General features: G+C 64.1%; 18 protein-coding genes and 2 pseudogenes. 9 read left to right on the top strand and 11 right to left on the bottom strand.

Features of this window, described 5'->3' with window-relative positions; all coding sequences use genetic code 11:
- Nucleotides 1-348 precede the first annotated feature (348 nt).
- Together parA and QZM67_RS09765 are read left to right on the top strand one after the other, a co-directional pair.
- Nucleotides 349-1,011 carry a ParA family partition ATPase gene (parA, locus tag QZM67_RS09770; protein ID WP_043186252.1) on the top strand — a complete coding sequence of 221 codons (663 nt, stop codon included), beginning with the start codon at nt 349-351 and terminating at the stop codon, nt 1,009-1,011.
- 23 nt (nt 1,012-1,034) lie between these two features.
- Nucleotides 1,035-2,096 carry a ParB/RepB/Spo0J family partition protein gene (locus QZM67_RS09765; protein ID WP_301802256.1) on the top strand — a complete coding sequence of 354 codons (1,062 nt, stop codon included), beginning with the start codon at nt 1,035-1,037 and terminating at the stop codon, nt 2,094-2,096.
- Nucleotides 2,097-2,186: 90 nt separating this feature from the next.
- Here the strand turns inward: QZM67_RS09765 and QZM67_RS09760 are convergent, their stop codons facing one another.
- Nucleotides 2,187-3,554 carry a replication initiation protein gene (locus QZM67_RS09760; protein WP_043186245.1) on the bottom strand — a complete coding sequence of 456 codons (1,368 nt, stop codon included), beginning with the start codon at nt 3,552-3,554 and terminating at the stop codon, nt 2,187-2,189.
- Between the two features lie 1,821 nt (nt 3,555-5,375).
- Here QZM67_RS09760 and QZM67_RS09755 point away from each other — a divergent pair.
- The gene (locus QZM67_RS09755) at nt 5,376-6,557 is read left to right on the top strand and encodes a DNA-binding protein (RefSeq protein ID WP_301802254.1); all 1,182 of its coding nucleotides are present in this window, start codon (nt 5,376-5,378) and stop codon (nt 6,555-6,557) included.
- Nucleotides 6,558-6,693: 136 nt separating this feature from the next.
- On the opposite strand, the gene QZM67_RS09750 is transcribed toward QZM67_RS09755, so the two are convergent.
- The 3 genes from QZM67_RS09750 to QZM67_RS09740 form a co-directional block, all read right to left on the bottom strand.
- Nucleotides 6,694-7,713: a tyrosine-type recombinase/integrase gene (locus QZM67_RS09750; protein ID WP_301802866.1), complete on the bottom strand. Its 1,020-nt coding sequence runs from the start codon at nt 7,711-7,713 to the stop codon at nt 6,694-6,696.
- 103 nt (nt 7,714-7,816) lie between these two features.
- A complete protein-coding gene (locus tag QZM67_RS09745; RefSeq protein ID WP_122948368.1) occupies nt 7,817-8,194 on the bottom strand; it encodes a DUF2471 family protein in 378 nt (125 codons plus the stop codon).
- Nucleotides 8,195-8,334: 140 nt separating this feature from the next.
- On the bottom strand, nt 8,335-8,946 hold the full coding sequence (locus QZM67_RS09740) for a helix-turn-helix domain-containing protein (protein WP_175023561.1): 612 nt from the start codon (nt 8,944-8,946) through the stop codon (nt 8,335-8,337).
- 161 nt (nt 8,947-9,107) lie between these two features.
- Between QZM67_RS09740 and QZM67_RS09735 the strand changes: the two genes are divergently transcribed.
- Together QZM67_RS09735 and tdh are read left to right on the top strand one after the other, a co-directional pair.
- Nucleotides 9,108-10,307 (top strand): glycine C-acetyltransferase, encoded by a 1,200-nt coding sequence (locus tag QZM67_RS09735; protein ID WP_089495916.1) that lies wholly within the window; start codon nt 9,108-9,110, stop codon nt 10,305-10,307.
- A 13-nt stretch (nt 10,308-10,320) separates the two neighbouring features.
- Entirely contained in the window at nt 10,321-11,349 is a 1,029-nt protein-coding gene (gene tdh / locus QZM67_RS09730; RefSeq protein ID WP_011356765.1) for an L-threonine 3-dehydrogenase, read from the top strand.
- A 385-nt stretch (nt 11,350-11,734) separates the two neighbouring features.
- On the opposite strand, the gene QZM67_RS09725 is transcribed toward tdh, so the two are convergent.
- Together QZM67_RS09725 and QZM67_RS09720 are read right to left on the bottom strand one after the other, a co-directional pair.
- The gene (locus tag QZM67_RS09725; RefSeq protein WP_301802247.1) at nt 11,735-12,151 is read right to left on the bottom strand and encodes a hypothetical protein; all 417 of its coding nucleotides are present in this window, start codon (nt 12,149-12,151) and stop codon (nt 11,735-11,737) included.
- The gene (locus tag QZM67_RS09720; RefSeq protein WP_089451536.1) at nt 12,148-12,786 is read right to left on the bottom strand and encodes a GNAT family N-acetyltransferase; all 639 of its coding nucleotides are present in this window, start codon (nt 12,784-12,786) and stop codon (nt 12,148-12,150) included. Before QZM67_RS09720 ends, QZM67_RS09725 begins: the two co-directional genes overlap by 4 nt.
- A 182-nt stretch (nt 12,787-12,968) precedes the next feature.
- Here QZM67_RS09720 and QZM67_RS09715 point away from each other — a divergent pair, with 182 nt between their 5' ends.
- Together QZM67_RS09715 and QZM67_RS09710 are read left to right on the top strand one after the other, a co-directional pair.
- Entirely contained in the window at nt 12,969-13,574 is a 606-nt protein-coding gene (locus tag QZM67_RS09715; RefSeq protein ID WP_175023565.1) for a TetR/AcrR family transcriptional regulator, read from the top strand.
- A gap of 63 nt (nt 13,575-13,637) precedes the next feature.
- Nucleotides 13,638-14,117, top strand: coding sequence for a nuclear transport factor 2 family protein (locus tag QZM67_RS09710; protein WP_175023566.1), 480 nt, complete (start codon nt 13,638-13,640; stop codon nt 14,115-14,117).
- 498 nt (nt 14,118-14,615) lie between these two features.
- Here the strand turns inward: QZM67_RS09710 and QZM67_RS09705 are convergent, their stop codons facing one another.
- Entirely contained in the window at nt 14,616-15,701 is a 1,086-nt protein-coding gene (locus QZM67_RS09705) for a tartrate dehydrogenase (RefSeq protein ID WP_301802240.1), read from the bottom strand.
- 127 nt (nt 15,702-15,828) lie between these two features.
- On the opposite strand from QZM67_RS09705, the gene QZM67_RS09700 reads away from it, so the two are divergent.
- Nucleotides 15,829-16,752 carry a LysR substrate-binding domain-containing protein gene (locus tag QZM67_RS09700; protein WP_301802863.1) on the top strand — a complete coding sequence of 308 codons (924 nt, stop codon included), beginning with the start codon at nt 15,829-15,831 and terminating at the stop codon, nt 16,750-16,752.
- A 160-nt stretch (nt 16,753-16,912) separates the two neighbouring features.
- Here the strand turns inward: QZM67_RS09700 and argC are convergent, their stop codons facing one another.
- The gene (gene argC, locus QZM67_RS09695; RefSeq protein WP_301802237.1) at nt 16,913-17,860 is read right to left on the bottom strand and encodes an N-acetyl-gamma-glutamyl-phosphate reductase; all 948 of its coding nucleotides are present in this window, start codon (nt 17,858-17,860) and stop codon (nt 16,913-16,915) included.
- A 121-nt stretch (nt 17,861-17,981) separates the two neighbouring features.
- Between argC and QZM67_RS09690 the strand changes: the two are divergent.
- Nucleotides 17,982-18,865, top strand: a pseudogene (locus tag QZM67_RS09690) (LysR family transcriptional regulator).
- A gap of 70 nt (nt 18,866-18,935) precedes the next feature.
- On the opposite strand, the gene QZM67_RS09685 reads toward QZM67_RS09690, so the two are convergent.
- The 3 genes and pseudogenes from QZM67_RS09685 to QZM67_RS09675 form a co-directional block, all read right to left on the bottom strand.
- The gene (locus QZM67_RS09685) at nt 18,936-19,400 is read right to left on the bottom strand and encodes a signal peptide protein (RefSeq protein WP_301768193.1); all 465 of its coding nucleotides are present in this window, start codon (nt 19,398-19,400) and stop codon (nt 18,936-18,938) included.
- Between the two features lie 60 nt (nt 19,401-19,460).
- Nucleotides 19,461-20,678, bottom strand: a complete 1,218-nt coding sequence (locus QZM67_RS09680) for a patatin-like phospholipase family protein (protein ID WP_043186213.1) — start codon at nt 20,676-20,678, stop codon at nt 19,461-19,463.
- Nucleotides 20,679-20,807: 129 nt separating this feature from the next.
- Nucleotides 20,808-20,967: pseudogene (locus QZM67_RS09675) on the bottom strand (3-hydroxybutyrate dehydrogenase); the annotation flags it as partial.

The raw sequence follows: 20,967 nt of genomic DNA, 5'->3' as shown, positions 1-20,967 counted from the left end.
CCTTCCAGCGACACGGCACGATCGACGGGCTCGGTTTCCGGCGGTTTATGCGCACAAACTTCCCGCCTCTCAGGCAAGACTGTCCTATCGAACGAAAGGGCAGCGCACCGCAATCCTGCAGCAACTCGCTACTCACCCCGACGACGCCATACGTGATGACGTCCCCGAGTCACCCATCGACGTTTCACGCGTCCGCCACACCATCCCATCGAGCCACCGGTCATCGCCGGTACGTTTATGCGCATAAACCGATAGCCCGAATGGCCAACGCGTAGTTGTCGAACGACAATTTCATTGAAATTCAAATATCGTCCTGTAGAATTCCAACGACCAAAATAGGAGTGAAAATTGGCCGCGGAAATCATTGCAGTCACTCAACAGAAAGGTGGCGTCGGCAAAAGCACGATTGCCATGCACCTCGGTGCCGCGTTCCATGAAAAAGGGAAGCGCATCCTCGTCATTGACGCAGACCGTCAAAACACACTGGTTCACTGGTCGAGCGCATCCGGCGACAGCGAAACCGGCATTCCGTTTCCGGTCGTCAACCTGGCCGAAGCCGATGGCCAGATCCATCGCGAGATCAAGAAGTTCATCAATGACTACGACATCATCGTCGTGGACTGCCCGCCGTCGATCACCGAGAAAGTATCGGGCGTCGTCCTGCTGGCCGCATCGATTGCCGTGATTCCGACGTCGTCGTCGCCGGCCGATTACTGGTCGAGCGTCGGGCTGGTCAAACTGATCCAGCAAGCGCAGGTCATGAACGAAGACCTCCGCGCCGTCTTCCTGCTGAACAAGACCGAAGAGAAGCGCATGTTGACCCGCGAGCTCAAGCGCGCGCTCGAGGAACTCGGCTTCCCGTTGCTGAAAACGCAAATCCCGACCCGGGAAGCGTACAAGCAGGCGATGGCGCTCGGTCAGACCGTGCTGCAGATGAACGATCGCGGCGGCAAGCTGGCCGCCGCAGAAATTCGCGCATGCGCCGACGAAATCGTCGCCATGCTGCCCTGACTTTATGCGCACAAAGGAGTCACATGAAACCCTCCCAATTTGCCAAAGGATTCCAAGCGCGCCCGGATATCACGACGAGCGAGAAGCGCACGGCGCTCGATCGACTCAATGCGATCGACGGCATCGTCAAGTCCGAGGCGCCCACCCCGGCGCCGACCAAATCCGCGAAGAAAGACATCGCGCCGCCGCCCGCGCCCGAGTTCACGCTCGATCCGTCGATCGATGAAACGGCGCAATATCGCGCGTGGCGCCTCGAGAACCGCTATGCGCCAGGGCAGGTGATCGAGCTGTCACTGAAGGCGATCAAGCATAGCCCGTTCAATCCGCGGCACTTCTATCTGAAATCGTCGATTGCCGAACTCGCGGTCAACCTCGCGAAGCAAGGGCAGCAGCAGGCGATCCACGTGATTCCGGATTACGACAACCCGGGCACATACTTCGTCAGCGATGGCGGCCGCCGCGTGCGGGCACTGAAGGAAGCGAACAAGGAATCGGTCAAGGCGATCGTGATCGACGTGCCGATCGGCATCCAGAGCTACAAGCTTGGCTACGATCTCAACGTCCAGCGCGATTCGCAGACGGTGTTCGACAACGCCGTCGTGTGGCGCCGCTTCCTCGACGACAAGCATTTCCAGAGCCAGAAGGAACTCTCCGAGCACCTCGGTCTCGACGAGTCGACGGTGGCCGTCGCGCTGTCGATCGGCAAGCTGCCGGAAGCGATCATGCAGGAAATGGTTGTGCGCCCCGATCGCTTCGGTTCGAACATGGCGTATCAGGTCGGCCGCTATCACAACGCGCGCGGCACCGAGGCCACGCTGCGGCTGATCAACAAGATCGTGTCGGACGATCTCAGCACGCGCCAGGTGTCGGACATCGTCAAGGGCCGCGTCGCGGCACAGGAAACGCCGAAGGCTGCGGGCCGTCAACGCTATGCGCAGCGTCTCGAGATCAAGCTCGGCGGCAAGTCGGTCGGCGACCTGAAGTCGTATGGGGAAGATCGCATTGAATTGCGCCTGCGCGGTCTCCCGAAGGACAAGCGCGACGCGATCCTCGAGCAGCTTGAGCGGATGCTGTTGTCGGAGTGACAGAAACGGCCGGCAGGGCCTGGTGAGGACGCCGGGCCCGCCAACCAAGGGCGGGGCCGGCGGCGGCCCGTCAGCAGGCCTGAGCGGGCCTCAGGCGGCCCGCGACTGGTTCAGTGTGAACGACAGCAGATCGCCGTCCGTCGGCTCGCCCCAGGTCTTCTGGGCCAGCCAGTCGAAAAAGGCCGTCTCGGCCAGCTTGGAATCGAGGCCGCGCTTGCGCCAGTCATCGCGCAGATGCGTGCCCATCGTCGGCAGCACCTCCGACTCGAACGACTCGCGCGCCACTTCGCGCTCGGCGTCGCCCTGCTCTTCGTACAGTACCTTCGCTTCCTTGCGGCGGAACGCCGCGAACTCGCTCAGCAGGCGTGCCTTCAGATCGTCCGGCTGGGCCGCTGCAACCTTCGCAGACGGCGTGCCGGCAGGCAGCGCGTCGACCGACTCGACCGGCGGCGCATAACCCTTCTTCAACGCATCCTTGAACAATGCCGGTGCGCTGCGCACCGGCGGCAGCGTCGTGCTGCGCATCCGCTGCTCGGTCATCTGCAGCGCGGCACGAATGCGATTCTCTTCGCTGTCCGCATAGAGCGTCTGCGCTTCCTTCAGCGGGATCCCGAGCTTCACCATCCGGTCGACCAGCGTGCTGTCGAATACGTTCGGGTGTTCGTCGAGTGCGAGCATCGGCTGCTTGCGCTCGGTCACGCGGAACTGGATCTCCGCCACCCGGCGCCCTTCGCGGTGCTCGATCAGCTCGACGAAGATGTTGGTGACCGCGTTGACTTCCGCGATCGCGGGACGCAGATAGTCGCGCTTGAAGTACTTGTACTCGCGCTTCGCCTCGTCGCCGGCTTCCGTGTCGGGCGTACCCGACAGGATCGGCCGCCACCATTCCCACGGCTCGCGCATCGTCAGGTGGCTCGGGTTCGTCAGGTAGCGCACGCAGATTTCGTACAGCGCGAGGCCGGCGCTGCTGCGCAGCTGGCTCTGGAACTGCAGGCTCAGACGTGCATACTGGACCGGGTCGAGGAGCTTCTTCTTGATCTTCGGTGCGAACGAGAATTCGACCCACACGCGGCGGGTCGCAGGATCCTCGAGAATTTCCGCATCGGCGATCAGCGTCGAGATCCCCCACTTGCGGCCCGGCTTCTGGCTCGACGTCCCCGTGCTCCATTCGACTTGCACCGACACCATTCGGCGCAGGTGTTCCTTCACCAGCGCGGTGTCGTTCGAATCGAAAGCGGAGTTGGCGACGATGTCCGACAGCAGCGCGCGATACGTATCGCCCGAGTCGTCGGCCTGCTGCGCCACGGCCAGCAGGACATTGAACAGCTTGCGAGTGAGGAGCGTGATCTTGCCGCTCTTCGGCTGAATTGCGATCGCCTCGACGGCCTTCCGCAATTCGGCTGAACTGGCACTCACCACATCCACATCGGTTTTCTTGGCGCGCTTCGTCGTGGCCATACGTCGGGTCGGAGGAGAAGTTTTCCGGAAGGATAGCGCCTGCGGTGAAGTGCGTCCAGAACGACATGCTCACCATAGCGGGTGAAGTGCGCGTGCAAAACGGCACTCACCCCAAGCGCTCCCGAAAACCCTCACCGCTCCGGATTTGCAGCGTTCCGGACTCGTCCAGACGTGCTGCGGGATGCGCCGATTCACAGAATTTCACCTGTGCACGATACGTGCGAAATGTGCTCCCGTATCGGCTCACCTTTCGATTTGTCGTAATTTTACGACTGCGCAGCTGTGCGTTCGGCACAGGGTTGCGATCCCACCTCACCGCGGCTCCCGATCAACCCGCATCGGCCTGTATGCATGTACAGGCGCGACTCATCGGGAGATCGCGATCGGGCTCGGCATCCCGGAAGACGCCTGTGAAACCGGCCCGCGCACCCCGATCGGGCCTGCTTTGCCGGCCCGGGCGCGCATTGTACAGTGCACAAACCGTGTCAGGTCCCGAAAATACTCACCTCGAGCACAGTGTGTTCATTCGTCTCGTTGTCGGCGAATGCCCGACACGCGCGGGATTCGCTATCAGAGCCTCCCGAAAAGGCTCACCTTCCGGAAAAATCGCTGTGCCTTCACAGGCAACGGAATGGCTCCCGAAAAACCTCACCGTAACCGTCGCAGTATCAAAAAACCCAATGCGATCCGATACTTATGCACAGAAGGCATTTAGCTGTGCGCCACCGACATCCCCCGAAAAGCCTCACCTTTCGACGGAAATACCTCATACGACAACGCTGTGTCAGCCCCCGAAAAATCTCACCTGTGCCAAAAAGAGGCACAGCAAAAACGAGATTTCTTCCAGTCCTGGCGGGCTTTTCGGCGAATTCGGCAGATCATGGATCCCGAAAAGCCTCACCTTTGACCATTTTTCGGGCAAATTCCATTCCCGGAAAGACTCACCTGTGGCCCGAATCGCAGCCTGTGATCCAGGCCCCGAAAAATCTCACCTCAACGGGATCCGGGCAGGAAAACCCGGATTTCCCTCCCGAAAAACCTCACCTTTAGGGCATCACAGGCCCCGAAGCGTGCTTTTGCTGTGCAAAATGGCGTTCGTTTCCCGGAAATCCTCACACCAAACCGCCCTGGAGTCCCGTGAAACCTCACCTTTCACAAAAACTGCCTAAAAGATGGTCAGAATCGGGGAGCGAAGAAGGTCCTGCAAATTCTCACCTATGTCTGCACAGGCAGAAAACTGTGCAGTCAGGCACAGCGCGGGTTCTGTGGCTGTGAGGCCCCGAAAAGCCTCACCTTTGGGAAATCTTGTGTTTCACTGTGATCCCGAATCCGCTCACGACCTTTCCTGCAACGGCTCACGCTGGCCCCTGAACCCCATCACGTCAGCTCCCGCAGAAGATCACCTTGGCTCCCGTAAAACTTCACCTTGTCGGCCGGAAAGCCTTGCAGCATAAGGCTGTGTCGTGGCGTTAACGTTTTTAACTAAGGGTTCAAGGGTGTTTACTTCTAATACTCTCAAGACGTCGGCTGACGAGTTTTCCACAGACACACCAACCCCTGAACCCCCACAGGCAATCGGATCCGTGGTCATGTGAAACAAATGCCGAAATTCGGGGTCTGCAGGAAATTGCTTGTGCGACAAGGACTTGGCTGACTTTCTTCGCTGTGTTTCACGGAATCCAGGACCACAGTCGTCCGGATTGGCTCACAGACCCGATTTCTGTGCGAAGCGACGCAAATTCACAACGTCGAGCCGAAACAAGTATCAATAAGTACGTATTTCGTTATGATTGCCACACTTCAATGTCTGTGAGCGCATCGATGACCCTGGACGAAATACGCCAAGCCATTCGGGACGAACTGGAATCGCTGCGCGCGAGCGGTGCGCGACGGCAGGAATTGTCTCTTCACGCGTGCAAGCGGTTGTTCTTCGATCTCGGCATCCGGCCGTCGGCTGCGAACGTCCGCGATCTCACCCAAACCGGCAGTGCCAGCGATATCCCGAAAGACATCGACCATTTCTGGGAACGCATCCGTTCAGCGTCCAAAGTCAGGCTCGACGGTGCCGCGATTCCGAAGGCCGTCGAGGAAAAGGCCGGTGCGTTGCTCGGCGCACTGTATGAAGAAGCATTGAAAGCGGCGCGGGACAGTCTCGATGGCGATCGCGAACAGGTTCGCGCCGGTGTTGCCGACGCCGAACAGCGATTGCGTGACGCAACCGTCCGCCAGGAGACGCTCGAGGGCGCACTCGCGCGCGGCGAAGCAAGAAACGAGCAGTTGCAGGTTCGCGTGACCGAGCTCGAGGTCCAGCTCGCGTCGCAAACGACGCACGGTTCGGCCAGCGAAGCGACGTTGCTCACCACAGTCGCTCGACTGGAAAAGGAACTGGCTGCCGCCGCCGGCCGTGTCGAAGCCGAGCAGGCGCAGAACGCCACGCTGCGCGACCGTATCGATGCGCTGCAAGCCGAACTGCAGCAGCGCACCGAGCATTACGCGCAGCAAATCAAGGACGCGGTGGCCGAAGCCGAGCGCCGCGTCAAGCCGATGCTGGTCGAGCTGGATTCGTTGCGCAGCATGGCGTCGACCTATCAGAGCGGTTTGCGCGACGTTCAGCGCAAGGAATTCGATTTCCTGCAGCAACTGAGTTCGGCCAAGGCGCGCGCCGACCGGCTGGAAGAACAGTTGCGCAGCCAGGGCGACGAACTGGAACTGGCGACGCGCGAGGTGAGTTCGCTGCGCGCGAGCCGCGGCATGAATCCGGAAATCGCGACGCTGATCCGCCGCCTCGCGGATGCCGGGCAATTGGATGCCGAGGCGTTTGCCGCGATTGGCACCTCACTGGATCACGAGACGCCGGTGCCGGCCCATTGCCCACATTGCGATGGCGAGCCGGAACTGTCACATGGTGAAGAGGGTTTTGAAGTGGCCTGCCCCGAGTGCGAACACGCTTCGGGCGCATGGCCGTCCCGATTCGAAGCCGTCGCGCACTTTGCACACAGGTGACGCCAGGATCGGCTGCACGGCACAGGTGAGACGATCCGGGGAGCTTGAGGTGAGGTTTTTCGGGAGCTGTGAAACGGTGAGGCGGCGCCACGCAAGGCTGCTCACGGATCGCTTCGCGTGAGCAGCCGTTTGGCGATCAGTGAGTTTCGTCGCGGTCGGACGCGTCACCGTTGCTGTCGGCCAGACCGTCGCGCCAGTTCTTCCATGCGCGATGCAGGCGGTTCGACGAGATCGGTCGCATGAAGCCCAGCCATCTGCCGACTCGTTCGGGCGGCACGTCGTGTTCGAACAGTTCGGCCGCGTAGGTATTGCGCAGCGTTTGTGGGCTCGCGCGTGCGGTGCGTGACGATGTGAGCCCGGCGGATTCGACGATCGCGTCGATGGCGCGCAGCATCGTCGCCTTGTGCATCGGTCGCCCGGCATGGGATGCCGGGAACACGAGTTCGCCAGGGATTTCCTGGCGCTTGCGCTCGGTGAGCCAGGCTTCGAGCAGGGCGATCGCGAACGATGCCAGGTGCGTTTCGCGTGCGAAATCCGGATGTGTCGACTCGATCTGCAGCGATGTTCCGCTTGTGTTGATGCAACTAATCGTAAGTGCGCGAGCTTCGCCGGTTTTAATGCCGGCACCGAGAAATGCGGCGACGAGCGCGCGGTCGCGCCGCTCCTTCCAGTACGCGGAACCGGATACGCCGATCGGCGAAAACAGGTAAGTGAGCAACGTCGCGCGCTCGGCTGGCGTGAGGAAACCGGTAGGTTCGTTGTCGCGTGCCTTGCGCCAGTTCGCTTCGCCATCCTGAGCAATGAACCGGGCCGGGTTGGTCGATGCATATTCGGTGCGCCGGATGTGATCGAGCACGCGCTCGATCAGCCGCAAATAGCGCATTCGCTGGGTTTTCCGGATCGGCAGTTCGCCGACGAAGTTCGCGATGGTTGCAGTATCGACGGTTGCCAGATTCTTCTGGTGCGCGCGCATCCATGTGAGAAACGCGCCCCATTGCGCGCGATAGACATCGGCTGACGAGCGACGATAGTCCTGCATGGCGAGCCATGCATCGAATGCGGCTTCGGGCGAGATGATCCAGTCGGATGCGCCGCGGTCGAACAGATCCGTTTCTTCCGGGCGTGCTGGGGTGTCGGGAGAGGCGGGAAGGGACATGTGATTTATTCCGTTAGTTGCGTATATGTTAGCCCTTTCCGCAACGTCTCGGGCTGCAAGAGGCTGGACAAGGTCGCGACGCGCGGCGGCCCGTGGCGGGCGGTCAGTCGCCCCATGCCTTGGACGGACGGTGAGCGCGCTCGCGAGGCGCCGTGTCATGCGGCGTTGCCGCTGCTTCGTACGCGAGAACCGCGAACGAAAAAACGGCAGGCAGCGCATTCGAGCGCCCGAAGTCGATCGGATCGTCCGTTTCGGGAAATGTCATGTCCAACTGCCGTTCGAACAATTGACGCATGCCGGCCTCGTGCCGGCTGGCAAAGCCGAGATCGGCGAGTGCTTCGGCCTCGATGGCGTGCAGCAGGCGCCACGTCAGCGGGACGCGCTGGTGGATGTAGCGCCCGGCGATATGCCGGACGATCAGCTCGAGGTCGTGCGCGGCAGCCTTGAAGCTGAGCGCGGCCAAATCTTGTTCTTCTGTCATTGCAGGCTCCTGTCGACCGGGCGGGCGCCTCGGTGCGCCAGCTCCGGCCCATGCATGGCGGAATGTCCGTATACTGTACAAACATACAGTGTTTTCCGCAACCGGCCTGCAATTGGCCCTTTGGCCAGCTATCCGCGCCGTCAGCGATGTATCACGATCAGCAATGCCCGCGCCTCGGCCTTGCCGGGATTGCGGATCGCGTGCGGCTCGTCGGCCGGGTAACGCGCGGTGTCGCCTGCTTTCAGGCGCCGGCTGGCCGCCGCGGCTTCGATTTCCATCGCGCCCTGCAGCACGGTGAGGTGCTCGCGCGTGCCGGGCTCGTGGGCGTTCGATATCAGCGCGCCACCGCTCGGCAGCGTCAGTTCGTACCACTCGAACTTGCCGGCGAGGTCGATCGGGCCCCACACGCGCAACTGGTAGCGGCCGTCATGGCCGGCGAGCGTCGGGATGTCGTGCGGGCCGTCCACGCGAATGGTCTCGGGCGCCTTCGGCTGCGAGAACAGCTCGTCGAGCGTGATGCCGAGCGCGTTCGTCAGCCGCCACGCAACGGCGATCGTCGGGTTGGCCTTGTCGCGCTCGATCTCGGAGAGCATCGATTTCGATACACCGGCCGCGCGCGACAAGTCGTCGAGCGTCAGCTTGCGTTCGTTACGCAGCCGCTGGATCTGCTCGCCGACACGCGGCGGCGTTGCGGCCGGCGGTTGCGGTGCGGCGCTGGCAGGCGTGCGCCGCGAACCGGAGGAACTTGCCATTTGGATTCCGTTCGCTTAGAGTTGTTCGATATTTCGAATTCTAGTTCGGAATATCGGATAAATGCGGTCAACCGAACGACCGACTATAACAGTAGCAGGCCGTTGCGCCGCCGCCACGAGTGGCGCGTTGCGGAATGCGAAACCCTGTCAGGAGCTTTGCGATGCGTGATGCCTTTCTCGCCCAGGTGCGCGGGACGCTGGACCAGATCCGCGCGGACGGTTTTTACAAGACCGAGCGCGAGATCGCGAGTCCCCAGGCGGCGGACGTGCGGCTCGCCGGTGGTGCCGGCGTGCTCAATTTCTGCGCGAACAACTATCTGGGTCTGGCGAACGATTCGCGCCTGATCGATGCGGCAAAGGCCGGCCTCGACCAGGACGGCTTCGGCATGGCATCGGTACGCTTCATCTGCGGCACGCAAACCGTGCACAAGCAACTGGAAAGCGCGCTGGCCGCATTTCTCGGCACCGAGGACAGCATCCTCTATTCGAGCTGCTTCGACGCGAACGGCGGGCTGTTCGAGACACTGCTCGACGAGAACGACGCGGTGATCAGCGACGAGCTGAACCACGCGAGCATCATCGACGGCGTTCGCCTCTGCAAGGCGAAGCGCTTCCGCTACAAGAACAACGACCTGGCCGACCTCGAGGCGAAGCTCAAGGAAGCCGACGCAGCGGGCGCGCGCCACAAGCTGATCGCGACCGACGGCGTGTTCTCGATGGACGGCATCATTGCCGACCTCAAAGGCATCTGCGATCTCGCCGATCGCTACGGCGCGATCGTGATGGTCGACGATTCGCACGCGGTCGGCTTCATCGGCACCCACGGCCGCGGCACGCCCGAGCACTGCGGCGTCGAAGGTCGTGTCGACATCATCACGGGCACGCTCGGCAAGGCGCTCGGCGGCGCATCGGGCGGCTATGTCGCCGCGCGTCGCGAGGTCATCGAACTGCTGCGCCAGCGCTCGCGCCCGTACCTGTTTTCGAACACGCTCACGCCGAGCATCGCCGCGGCATCGCTGAAGGTGCTGGAACTGCTCGGCAGCGACGAAGGCGCGAAGCTGCGCGAGCGCGTGCGCGAAAACGGCGCACGGTTCCGCCAGCAGATGACCGAAGCGGGCTTCACGCTGGTGCCGGGCGCGCATCCGATCATCCCGGTGATGCTCGGCGACGCGCAGCTCGCGACGAACATGGCCGACAAGCTGCTCGACGAAGGCGTCTACGTGATCGGCTTCTCGTTCCCCGTCGTGCCGCGTGGCCGTGCGCGCATCCGTACGCAGATGAGCGCCGCGCATACGCCCGAGCAGATCGACCGGACGGTCGCCGCGTTCGTGCGCGTCGGCAAGTCGCTCGGCATCATCTGACGGAGGCGCGATCATGAAAGCACTGGCAAAGCTCGAACGCGGTCCCGGCCTCACGCTCACGCGCGTGAAGCGTCCCGAAGTCGGCCACAACGACGTGCTGATCAAGATCCGCCGCACGGCGATCTGCGGCACCGACATCCATATCTGGAAGTGGGACGACTGGGCGCAGAAGACGATTCCCGTGCCGATGCACGTCGGTCACGAATATGTCGGCGAGATCGTCGAGATGGGGCAGGAAGTGCGCGGCTTCGCGATCGGCGATCGCGTGTCCGGCGAAGGCCACATCACGTGCGGCTTCTGCCGCAACTGTCGCGCGGGGCGCCGGCATCTGTGCCGCAACACGGTCGGCGTCGGCGTGAACCGCGAAGGCGCGTTCGCCGAGTATCTGGCGATTCCGGCGTTCAACGCATTCAAGATTCCGCCGGAGATCTCCGACGATCTCGCGTCGATCTTCGATCCGTTCGGCAACGCGACGCACACGGCGCTGTCGTTCAACCTCGTCGGCGAAGACGTGCTGATCACCGGCGCGGGCCCGATCGGCATCATGGCCGTCGCGATCGCGAAGCACGTCGGCGCGCGCAACGTCGTGATCACCGACATCAACGACTACCGGCTGGAGCTCGCACGCAAGATGGGCGCGACGCGCGCGGTCAACGTTGCACGCGAGTCGCTGCGCGACGTGATGTCCGACCTGCACATGACCGAAGGCTTCGACGTTGGCCTCGAAATGTCCGGTGTGCCGAGTGCGTTCACGAGCATGCTCGAGGCGATGAACCACGGCGGCAAGGTCGCGCTGCTCGGCATTCCGCCCGCACAAACGGCGATCGACTGGAATCAGGTGATCTTCAAGGGGCTCGAGATCAAGGGCATCTACGGCCGCGAGATGTTCGAGACCTGGTACAAGATGGTCGCGATGCTGCAGAGCGGCCTCGACCTGTCGCCGATCATCACGCATCGTTTTGCGGCCGACGATTACGAGAAAGGCTTCGCCGCGATGTTGTCTGGCGAAAGCGGCAAGGTGATTCTCGACTGGACGGCCTGAGCGCCGCAGGGGCAGTGCGGCGTGTTCGCCGCCTGCCCCGTTTTTGTTTTACGTCTGCGTTTTCCAGATCGAAACGCGCGAATCTCGGCTCAAGGTGAGATTATTCGGGAGCTGTGTTTGCACGCCGAATTGCGACGCAATCGCACTTCGGTGACCTGCAATCGCACGTTCACTTCACCTGTCGACAGTCGCGTCGCTTCCCGCCATCCCGCCGTTCGGCACCTGCTCCCCTCTTCCGAGCACTTCCCTCTTGGCTTGCCGCGTGATCGCTCGTTACCCCCCGCGTGCCGAACCGCGCCGTCAACCGTGAGCCTTCACGCCGCGTTGCGACTCACTCATGCGCGAAGCGATCGCCATCAATCGACATCGATCGGTGCGCAGACTGCTACTTGATCCGTTCACCATTCAACCCTCGCGGGTCGAGCTGAAGACTCAACACGACGAGCCAGCGCTTCGGGCACTGCGGCGCAACGTCGACGGGGTCGCCGTGCGCGCCGGGAGCGGCGACGAACCCGTGTTGCGCCGCGTATTGATACGCGCGCAACGCGTCCGCCTGCAGCCAGAAGCTGACGAGCGCGCACGTCACGAAGCGGAATAGCAGCACCGTCGCGGCATCGGGCGCGAAACCGGTCATGACCAGCAGGCTCTCGAACGCGAACGCCAGCGCTTGCGCGACCGCGATCGTGAGAATCGTCAGCTTCAACACCCCGCGCAGCCGCAGCGCCGCGCGCACGCGTGCCTGCCGGACGGTGAGTGGGGTGCGATCGTCGCCGCCTTCGCGCTTCGGCACATCGTGTTTCATGACGCCGCACCGACGTGCCGCGCGACCTCGATCTGCGTCGTATCGCCGGCCACGATGCGACTGTCCGCGATGCTGACGGATTTGCACAGGATCGTACTGTCGTAGTTGTGTCCCGGAAAGCGCATCACGTCGACCGGTTGAAATCCTTCGCGGCGATAGAAATCGATGAGCCGGATCGCCGCGTATGGCGCGTCGAGTGCGAGGTGCGTCGCGCCGCGCGCGGCGGCCCGCCGTTGCGCGAATGCGAGCAGCGCACGGCCGATGCCGCGATCCTGCCAGACGGGATCGACGGCCAGTTGGCCGAGCGTCGCGACGTGCCGGCTGCGGTACGGATCGCAGCGGGAATCGGGATCGTGCGAACGCATCGTCATCGTCGCGACCAGGTGCGCATTGCCGAGCGCGACGAAGCACTCGCCGGTGAGCACGCGTTCGCGCGTCGCCGAGGCCGGCTGATCGACGCACGGGCAGTTGAAACCCAACGCACCGAGCGGTGCGAAGGCGCGATGCAGCAGCGCGGTCAACGTGTCGTACGAATCGTTGCGCGGATCGAAGCGCCGCACGACGACGCGGCCATCGAGCCGCTTGGCATAAGCCGCATAGGCACGCGCGGGGCGCGCGGTTTCCGGTCGCTGCATGATGTCCTTTCGCCCAGACGGGGTGACGGAAGTGTAGTGAGCGTCGCGCATCCGCTTCAAGAAAAAATGTCGTAAACGCGGCGGGCCGCGGCGCACAGCCATGAAGCGATTCAGCCCTCTCGTCGACAGGGCTTTTGCATGTGGGTGTTGACGATGGAGAACGATCGTTCTACCGTAAACCCATGAACACACCTCACGACTCCTCCGGCGAACCGGGCGTTCGCGACCGCCTGCTCGATGCGGCCGAAGCGTTGATCTATTCGGGCGGCATCCATGCGACGGGCGTCGATGCGATCGTCAAGCGATCCGGAGCGGCTCGAAAGAGCTTTTATTCGCATTTCGAATCGAAAGAAGCGCTGGTCGTGGCCGCGCTCGAACGTCGCGACGAGCGCTGGATGCGCTGGTTCGTCGATGCAACGCTGGCGCGCGGCAAGGCGCCGCGCGTGCAGTTGCTCGGCATGTTCGACGTGCTGCGCGACTGGTTCGGGCAGCCCGACTTTCATGGCTGTGCGTTCCTGAACGCGTCGGGCGAGATTCCCGATGCCGACGATCCCGTGCGGGTCGTCGCGCGTGCACACAAGGCGCGCCTGCTGGCATTCGTGCGTGAGCGGTTCGATGCGTATGCCGACGAAACGGGTCTCGAGCGTCGCGGGCTCGCGCGCCTGGCGCGCCAGTGGCTCGTGCTGATCGACGGCGCGATCGGCGTGGCGCTCGTGACCGGCGATGCGAGCGCCGCGCGCGATGCGCGCGCAACGGCCGAATTGTTGCTCGACGCGGTGTCACGGTAGTCGAAGCCGCGAATCCGAACCGGCCGCGGGCGTCCGTGGCCATCACCTCAACAGGAGCACCCCATGTCCGCTTCCCCCGAAGTCCGTCCGCCCGTTCCGCCGTTTACGCTCGAAACGGCGCGCCAGAAGGTGCGCGCCGCCGAGGACGCGTGGAACACGCGCGACCCGCAGCGCGTGTCGCTCGCCTATACGCCGCAAAGCCGATGGCGCAACCGTGCGGAATTCGTGACCGGCCGCGACGAGATCGTCGGGCTGCTGCAGCGCAAGTGGACGCGCGAGCTCGACTACCGGCTGATCAAGGAGCTGTGGGCATTCGGCGGCAATCGCATCGCGGTGCGCTTCGCATACGAATGGCACGACGACGCCGGCAACTGGTTCCGCTCGTACGGCAATGAAAACTGGGAATTCGACGAAAACGGCCTGATGGCGCATCGCCACGCGAGCATCAACGACCTGCCGATCCGCGAGCAAGATCGTCTCTATCGCTGGCCGCTCGGCCGTCGTCCGGACGATCATCCGGGGTTGTCCGATCTCGGGCTGTGACGGGCGCGTCGACTCGACGGATCGGCGCGTACATCACCGGGTTTCAAGGGTGAGGAAATTCGGGAGTCGATGCGCTGAAGGTGAGATTTTTCGGGACGAGGTGAAATGTCGCGTCGGACTGTGTGCTTCAAGCCGTTCGACGCGGCATCGTCCCGGGCAACGCGGACAGGTCGCACACGTCGCCAGCGTGTGAAGCGCGTATTGGCATGCAACGGTGTGCTTCACCGCGTGATGCATCTCACCGATCGAACATCGCACAGGGTCAGGAGTGGATTGACGATCGGTGTGTACGCGCATGATGTGCAACTCACCGATCGCGTTCGCGCCGGCAACGGACAGTGCAAACCGTGCGCATTGCGGCGTGACGTTGCTCACCGCTCGATTTCATTGCGCACGAATCGGAATCCCTACGAGTGCGCAAACGCATTGCGTGTTGCTCACTGCACGCCGACTCGCGCAGTCACCGCCCGGCGCGTCCGATCACGCCGGGCGTGATCGTCAGCCCGCGATCCGCGCGGCGATCGCTTCGCCCACTTCCTGCGTTCCCGCGTTGCCGCCAAGATCGCGCGTATGCGGCCCCGTGCGCAACACGTCCTCGATTGCGGCGACGATCGAATCGTGCGCTTCGCGTTCGCGACCCGCGCCGTTGCCGAGGAAGTCGAGCATCAGGGCCGCCGACCAGATCATCGCGACCGGGTTCGCGATGAACTGCCCAGCGATGTCGGGCGCGGAGCCGTGCACGGGTTCGAACAGCGACGGAAATGTGCGGTCGGGGTTCAGGTTCGCGGACGGCGCGATACCGATCGTGCCCGTACAGGCCGGCCCGAGGTCCGACAGGATGTCGCCGAACAGGTTCGATGCAACGACGACGTCGAAGCGGTCCGGCTGCAGCACGAAGCGTGCACACAGGATGTCGATGTGCTGCTTGTCGACGGCGATGTCGGGATAGCGTGCCGCCATCTCGGCCGTGCGCGCGTCCCACCACGGCATGCTGATCGCGATGCCGTTGCTCTTCGTCGCGACGGTGAGGCGCTTCGCGCGCCGCTGCGCGAGTTCGAACGCGAATTTCAGCACGCGCTCGGTGCCGTGACGCGTGAAGATCGACTGCTGCATCACGATCTCGCGATCGGTGCCTTCGAACATCGTGCCGCCGACCGACGAATATTCGCCCTCGGTGTTCTCGCGCACGATCATGAAGTCGATGTCGCCCGCGCGGCGGCCGGCGAGCGGCGACGGCACGCCGTCGAACAGGCGCGCGGGCCGCAGGTTGATGTACTGGTCGAACTCGCGGCGGAATTTCAGCAGCGAGCCCCACAGCGAAATGTGATCGGGCACGGTCGCGGGCCAGCCGACCGCGCCGAACAGGATCGCGTCCATGCCCGACAACTGCGCCTTCCAGTCGTCCGGCATCATCTTGCCGTGCTGCGCGTAGTAGTCGCAGCTCGCCCAGTCGATCTCGACGAAGTCGAAGCGCACGCCGAAGCGTGCGGTCACGGCATCGAGTGCGCGCAGGCCCTCGGGCATCACTTCACGGCCGATGCCGTCCCCGGGAATGACGGCGATCCGGTAAGTCCTGTCGTTCATGCGAGTGCTCCTCCTTCATCGTGGGTCGGGCCGCTGCCGGTGTGACGCGCAGCGGATCATGGCGCCATTCTATTTATTTCCATCCGGATTAAAATCGCGCGAAAGGTTAATCGACTTTCCACGAATCGTGAATAAATCGCCGAATCTCGACGACCTGCGTGTGTTCAGCCTGGTCGTCCGTCTGACCAGCTTCAGCGCGGCCGCCGAGCAGCTCGCGGTGTCGCCCGCCTATGTCAGCAAGCGCATCGCGTTGCTCGAGGCGCAGTTGGGCACGCGCCTGCTGCATCGCTCGACGCGCCGCGTGACGGTCACGGAAGCCGGTGAACGCGTGTACGCGCGCGCCGAGAAGATTCTCGACGACGTCGATCATCTCGTCGAGGACGTGTCGACCACGCGCACGGTGCCGCGCGGCACGCTGCGCATTTCGAGCAGCTTCGGCTTCGGTCGGCATATCGTCGCGCCGGCGCTGCTCGACTTCACTGCGCGCTATCCGCAGTTGAACGTGCGGCTCGATCTGTTCGACCGGCTCGTCGATGTCGCGGGCGAAGGCTACGACCTCGACGTGCGCATCGGCGACGAAATCGCCGATCACCTGATCGCGCGCCGCCTCGCCGCGAACTACCGCGTGCTGTGCGCATCGCCTGACTATCTCGCACGGCGCGGGTCACCGCGTTCGCTCGCGGATCTCGCGTCGCACGACTGTCTTGCCATCAAGGAGCGCGATCACCCGTTCGGCGTGTGGCGGCTGAGCGTGCGCGGCGAAACGGCAACGGTGAAGGTCGGCGGGACGCTGTCGACGAACCATGGCGAGGTGGCCGTGCAATGGGCGCTGGCTGGGCGCGGCATCGTGTTGCGCTCGATCTGGGAAGCCGGGCCGCTGATCGAACGCGGTGCGCTGTGTCGTGTGCTGCCGGACGCAATCCAGCCCGCGAACATCTGGGCCGTGTATCCGGAACGCGTCGCGGCATCGGCGAAAGTGCGCGTATGCGTGGATTTTCTGGCGGAGACGCTGGCCGGCTTGACTGCCGCAGCGGGTGACGAGATCGCCTGAAATCGGCGAAAGGTGAGCTTTTACGGGGGGATGTGCCGAACATCGGCAGGCGCCCGTTTCCGGCTCGCAATCGCGTCGCGAGCCGGTGGCGTGCAGCAGGCACCGACGCATCGGCGGCCGTGAAGTGCCGGGCCGGCCGACGATGGTGCCCGCACGCGGCTTACGCCGCTTTCGCCGCCCCCACCGCGCCAAGCATCAGGTCGAGATTTTGCACGGCCGCGCCGGATGCCCCTTTGCCGAGATTGTCGAACACGGCGGACAGCAGCACCTGGCCGTGTTCGGCATTGACGAACACGCCGAGCCGCAGGTCGTTGGTGCCGTTCAGCGCTTGCGGATCGAGATGCGTGAGCGCTTGCGTTTCCGCGAGCGGCATGACGTCGACATGACGCGCGCCAGCGTAATGGTGCGCGAGACACGCATGCAACTGCTCACCGGTCACGCCGGCCGGGAGCAGGCGCAACGCGATCGGTATGGTGAGCACGATGCCTTGCCGATAGGCACCGTACGCCGGCACGAACAACGGGCGGTGCGCCAGACCGGCATGCAGCTGGATCTCGGGCGCATGCTTGTGCGCGAGTGCGAGGCCGTAGACCTGTAGCGGCTTCGCGTGCGAAGCGCCTGCCGATTCGAAGGCGTCGACGGCCGCCCGCCCGCCGCCCGAGTAACCGGAGACGGCGTGGATGCTCACCGGGTAGTCGCGCGGCAGCAGGCCGGCCTGTTGCAGCGGCCGCAGCAAGGCGATCGCGCCGGTCGGGTAGCAACCCGGATTGGTGACGCGCCGCGCGTGCGCAATCGTCTGCGCATGTCCGTCGGCCATCTCGGGAAAGCCGTAGACCCATTCCGGCTGCGTGCGATGGGCCGAACTCGCGTCGATCACGCGCACCGCCGGATTGCGGATGAAGCCGACCGCTTCGCGCGCGGCCGCGTCGGGCAGGCACAGGATCGCGATGTCGGCTGCGTTGATCGCTTCGGCGCGTCGCAGGGGATCCTTGCGCTCCGCGTCCGGCAGCGTGACGAGCCGCAAGTCGGTGCGCCCGCGCAGGCGCTCGTGGATCAGCAATCCGGTCGTGCCTTGATCGCCGTCGATGTAGACAGTCGGGTCGCTCATGATGGTCGCACTCCTTGCGTTCGGTCGGCAGTAAAACCGTATCGTCCATCGAACGCCTAGAATAGGAAAAGTTGAATTTACTGACTGCCAGATTCAGCTTTTCTGAACGAAAGGGGGAAGGATGCGGGAGATCAGCCTGGACCGTCTGCGTACGCTGGTCGCCATCGCGGACCAAGGTCCTTCGTCGCCGCGGCGCAGGTGCTTCATCTTGCGCCGCCGACCGTCAGTCTTCACGTTGCCGAACTGGAAAGCCGCGTCGGCGCGCCGTTGCTGTCCCGCACGCGCGGAAACGTGCGGCCGTCGGTCATCGGTGAGGTGCTGGTGGAGCGCGCGCGCCGCCTGCTGGCCGAGGTCGAAGCCACGCTGGACGATGTGCAGCGGCAGGTGCAGGGGCTGACCGGACGCGTGCGTCTCGGCGCATCGACCGGGGCGATCGCGCACCTGTTGCCGCAAGCGGTAGCCCGGTTGCGCGAGCAGCATCCAGACATCGATGTCCAGATCGCGGTGCTCACGTCGCACGATACGCTGGCGCGCATTGCGCAGGGCACGCTCGATGTCGGGTTGGTGGCGCTGCCGCAGACGGCGGTCGCGGGGCTGTCGATCCGTGCGTGGCGGCGCGATCCGGTGATGGCTTTTCTGCCGGCGGACTGGCCGCTTCCGGCGCGCGTGACGCCCGGCTATCTGGCCGCCCGCCCGCTGATTCTCAACGATGCGACCACGCGGCTGTCGCGGCTCACGACGGAATGGTTCGCACTCGGCGGCCATCGGCCCGAGCCGCGGATCGAACTCAACTACAACGATGCGATCAAGAGCCTGGTCGCGGCGGGTTACGGCGCGACGCTGCTGCCGCACGAGGCCGGCGCTCCGCTACCCGATGCACGCATCGTCATGCGGCCGTTGCGTCCGGCGTTGTGGCGGGAACTGGGGATTGCCCATCGGGCGGGACCGGTCGAGCGTGCGACGCAGCACGTGCTCGATGCGTTGTGGGCGCTGAAGGCGCGATAGCGCGTGGAATGCGGGACAGCCGGCGCGGCGGGTCGTGCTGGGCGCACAGGCGTACGCGCCGCGCACCGTATCAAAGCCGGTTGTCCTTCGCGAGCGTCAGCACGCGCGCCCAGCGCTGCGCATCGCGCTTGTCCATCATCGGCAGTTTCCATTCGCTGCGCACGGTATCGCGCACGTGCACGACGAGATGCCAGCGGCCGCCGATCGGCGCGGCCTGGCAGCCGTCGAGCTGCGACAGCGTATAGCGGCCGTCCGCGCCGTCGTGCGACAGCCACAGCAGCCCTTGCGTCGCAGATACGCGCAGCTCGCCCCACGCGCGATGCACGACATGGGTCCAGCCTTCTTCCTTCGTGTTCGGGGCGATGTCACGGCGGCGCTTGATCCACCAGGCGATCAGTGCGATCAGGATTGCGGCGGCGAGCACGGCGGCCGCGATTGCGACCGGCTGGCCGAATTGCGCGGCAATGACGTGAAACAGGTGAACCGCGCCCCATCCGGCAGCGATGAGCGCGAAGAGTGCGATAAAAATCGGCATGTCGAATCGGAGAAGAGGACGGACCGGCGCATGCATCGCGCCGATCCGTCGCGCACGGCATTACCGCTTGCGGTGAATGTCGTGCGTCACGAAGCCCGAGTCGTTGTTGGGCAGCGCGAGGCCGTCCTTGACTGCGAGCGTCTTGCGGATGTCGTCGAGCCCCGCGGACCAGTGGTCGCGCATCGTCGACAGACCGAACTGATAATCCTTGTAGTGATGCTCGTACGCCTTCTGCTGGTAGATCAGGTGCTGGATGTTGTACTTCTTGCTGCACGACATCGCATCGGCCTCGACACACCACGGATCGGCCTTGCGTTGTTCTTCCGGCACCTGGTCGAGCACGTGGCGCAGCACGTTGCGATAGCGCTGTTCGCGCTGCAGCGTGTCGGTGACGAAACGCGTGCGGCTCGAGTACTGCACGTCCTTCGTGCGTTCGGCGACATCGGCCATCGAGCGCGGCAGCGGCCCGCGCGCGCTCCACAGATCGACCTGGAACGCGAGCGTGTCGCGGCGCGGCCGGGCACGCAGCACTTCCATCAGCGGCGTGTTCGACACGACGCCGCCGTCCCAGTAGTACTCGCCTTCGATCTCGACCGGCGGGAACGCGGGCGGCAGCGCGCCGGACGCCATGAAGTGCTCGGGCGCGAGGCGGGTGCGCGTGTTGTCGAAGTACACGAAGTTGCCGGTGCCGACGTTGACCGCGCCGACCGATACGCGCGTCTCGCCCGAGTTGATCCGGTCGAAATCGCACAGCTTCAGCAGTGTCGCGCGCAGTTGCGACGTGTCGTACCAGCTGATCTTCTCCGGATGATCGGACACGCCCGGTACCGGTGGCGGAAAGCGCGGCACGAAGAAGCCCTGCTGGCCCTGCATCATCGCGCTCGCGGCCTGCGACGCGGTGAAGAACGTGCGGATCTGGTCGATGCTGTTGAACAGCGCGAATTCGAATGCGGCCGGAACCGTCGGAAAAAACGCCGGCTTGCAGATCGTTTCCCAGAACTCGCGCAGCCGCTCGACGCGATGCTCGGGCGCATTGCCCGCGATCAGCGCGGTGTTGAGCGCACCGATCGAGATGCCCGCGATCCAGTCGAGCGGAACGCCCGCCTCGTGCAGCCCTTCGAACACGCCGGCCTGGTACGCGCCGAGCGCGCCGCCGCCTTGCAGGACGAGCGCGATCGTCTCGTACGGCAGCGTGCGCGCTGCAGCCGGTGCGCCGGCTTCGTGATGCAGGTCTGCCGCATCGACAGCCTGTTTTTCTGTTCGGGCGTGCGGTTTCATCAGTTCTCCGAGAAATCCCGCCTTGGATGGCGGAAACGGATGACGTGACGTCGACGGACGGCACGCCATCGTGAGTAGTGAGAATAGGCGGTGATGCGGGAATCGCCTCCCTGTCGGGAGGCGGGGACGTTACTGCATGAACCAGCCGTGGCTGACGATGAACGACTGGCCCGTGAGCGCGGCGCTCGGGAAGGCCGACAGGAACAGCACCGTCTGCGCGACGTCCTGCACCGTCGTGAACACGCCATCGACCGTGTTGCCGAGCATCACCTTCTTGATCACTTCCTCT

The sequence above is a fragment of the Burkholderia sp. AU45251 genome, assembly GCF_030482905.1.
In the GTDB taxonomy this organism is placed as follows: domain Bacteria; phylum Pseudomonadota; class Gammaproteobacteria; order Burkholderiales; family Burkholderiaceae; genus Burkholderia; species Burkholderia aenigmatica.
The sequence above is the reverse complement of the archived record's forward strand: the minus strand, read 5'-3'. Positions and strand labels throughout refer to the sequence as shown.

Bases quoted from the DNA above. Each gene is read 5' to 3' on its own strand.
- QZM67_RS09765 (WP_301802256.1), top strand. From the start codon at position 1,035: ATGAAACCCTCCCAATTTGCCAAAGGATTCCAAGCGCGCCCGGATATC.
- QZM67_RS09760 (WP_043186245.1), bottom strand. From the start codon at position 3,554: ATGGCCACGACGAAGCGCGCCAAGAAAACCGATGTGGATGTGGTGAGT.
- QZM67_RS09755 (WP_301802254.1), top strand. From the start codon at position 5,376: ATGACCCTGGACGAAATACGCCAAGCCATTCGGGACGAACTGGAATCG.
- QZM67_RS09750 (WP_301802866.1), bottom strand. From the start codon at position 7,713: ATGTCCCTTCCCGCCTCTCCCGACACCCCAGCACGCCCGGAAGAAACG.
- QZM67_RS09745 (WP_122948368.1), bottom strand. From the start codon at position 8,194: ATGACAGAAGAACAAGATTTGGCCGCGCTCAGCTTCAAGGCTGCCGCG.
- QZM67_RS09740 (WP_175023561.1), bottom strand. From the start codon at position 8,946: ATGGCAAGTTCCTCCGGTTCGCGGCGCACGCCTGCCAGCGCCGCACCG.
- QZM67_RS09735 (WP_089495916.1), top strand. From the start codon at position 9,108: ATGCGTGATGCCTTTCTCGCCCAGGTGCGCGGGACGCTGGACCAGATC.
- tdh (WP_011356765.1), top strand. From the start codon at position 10,321: ATGAAAGCACTGGCAAAGCTCGAACGCGGTCCCGGCCTCACGCTCACG.
- QZM67_RS09725 (WP_301802247.1), bottom strand. From the start codon at position 12,151: ATGAAACACGATGTGCCGAAGCGCGAAGGCGGCGACGATCGCACCCCA.
- QZM67_RS09720 (WP_089451536.1), bottom strand. From the start codon at position 12,786: ATGCAGCGACCGGAAACCGCGCGCCCCGCGCGTGCCTATGCGGCTTAT.
- QZM67_RS09715 (WP_175023565.1), top strand. From the start codon at position 12,969: ATGAACACACCTCACGACTCCTCCGGCGAACCGGGCGTTCGCGACCGC.
- QZM67_RS09710 (WP_175023566.1), top strand. From the start codon at position 13,638: ATGTCCGCTTCCCCCGAAGTCCGTCCGCCCGTTCCGCCGTTTACGCTC.
- QZM67_RS09705 (WP_301802240.1), bottom strand. From the start codon at position 15,701: ATGAACGACAGGACTTACCGGATCGCCGTCATTCCCGGGGACGGCATC.
- argC (WP_301802237.1), bottom strand. From the start codon at position 17,860: ATGAGCGACCCGACTGTCTACATCGACGGCGATCAAGGCACGACCGGA.
- QZM67_RS09685 (WP_301768193.1), bottom strand. From the start codon at position 19,400: ATGCCGATTTTTATCGCACTCTTCGCGCTCATCGCTGCCGGATGGGGC.
- QZM67_RS09680 (WP_043186213.1), bottom strand. From the start codon at position 20,678: ATGAAACCGCACGCCCGAACAGAAAAACAGGCTGTCGATGCGGCAGAC.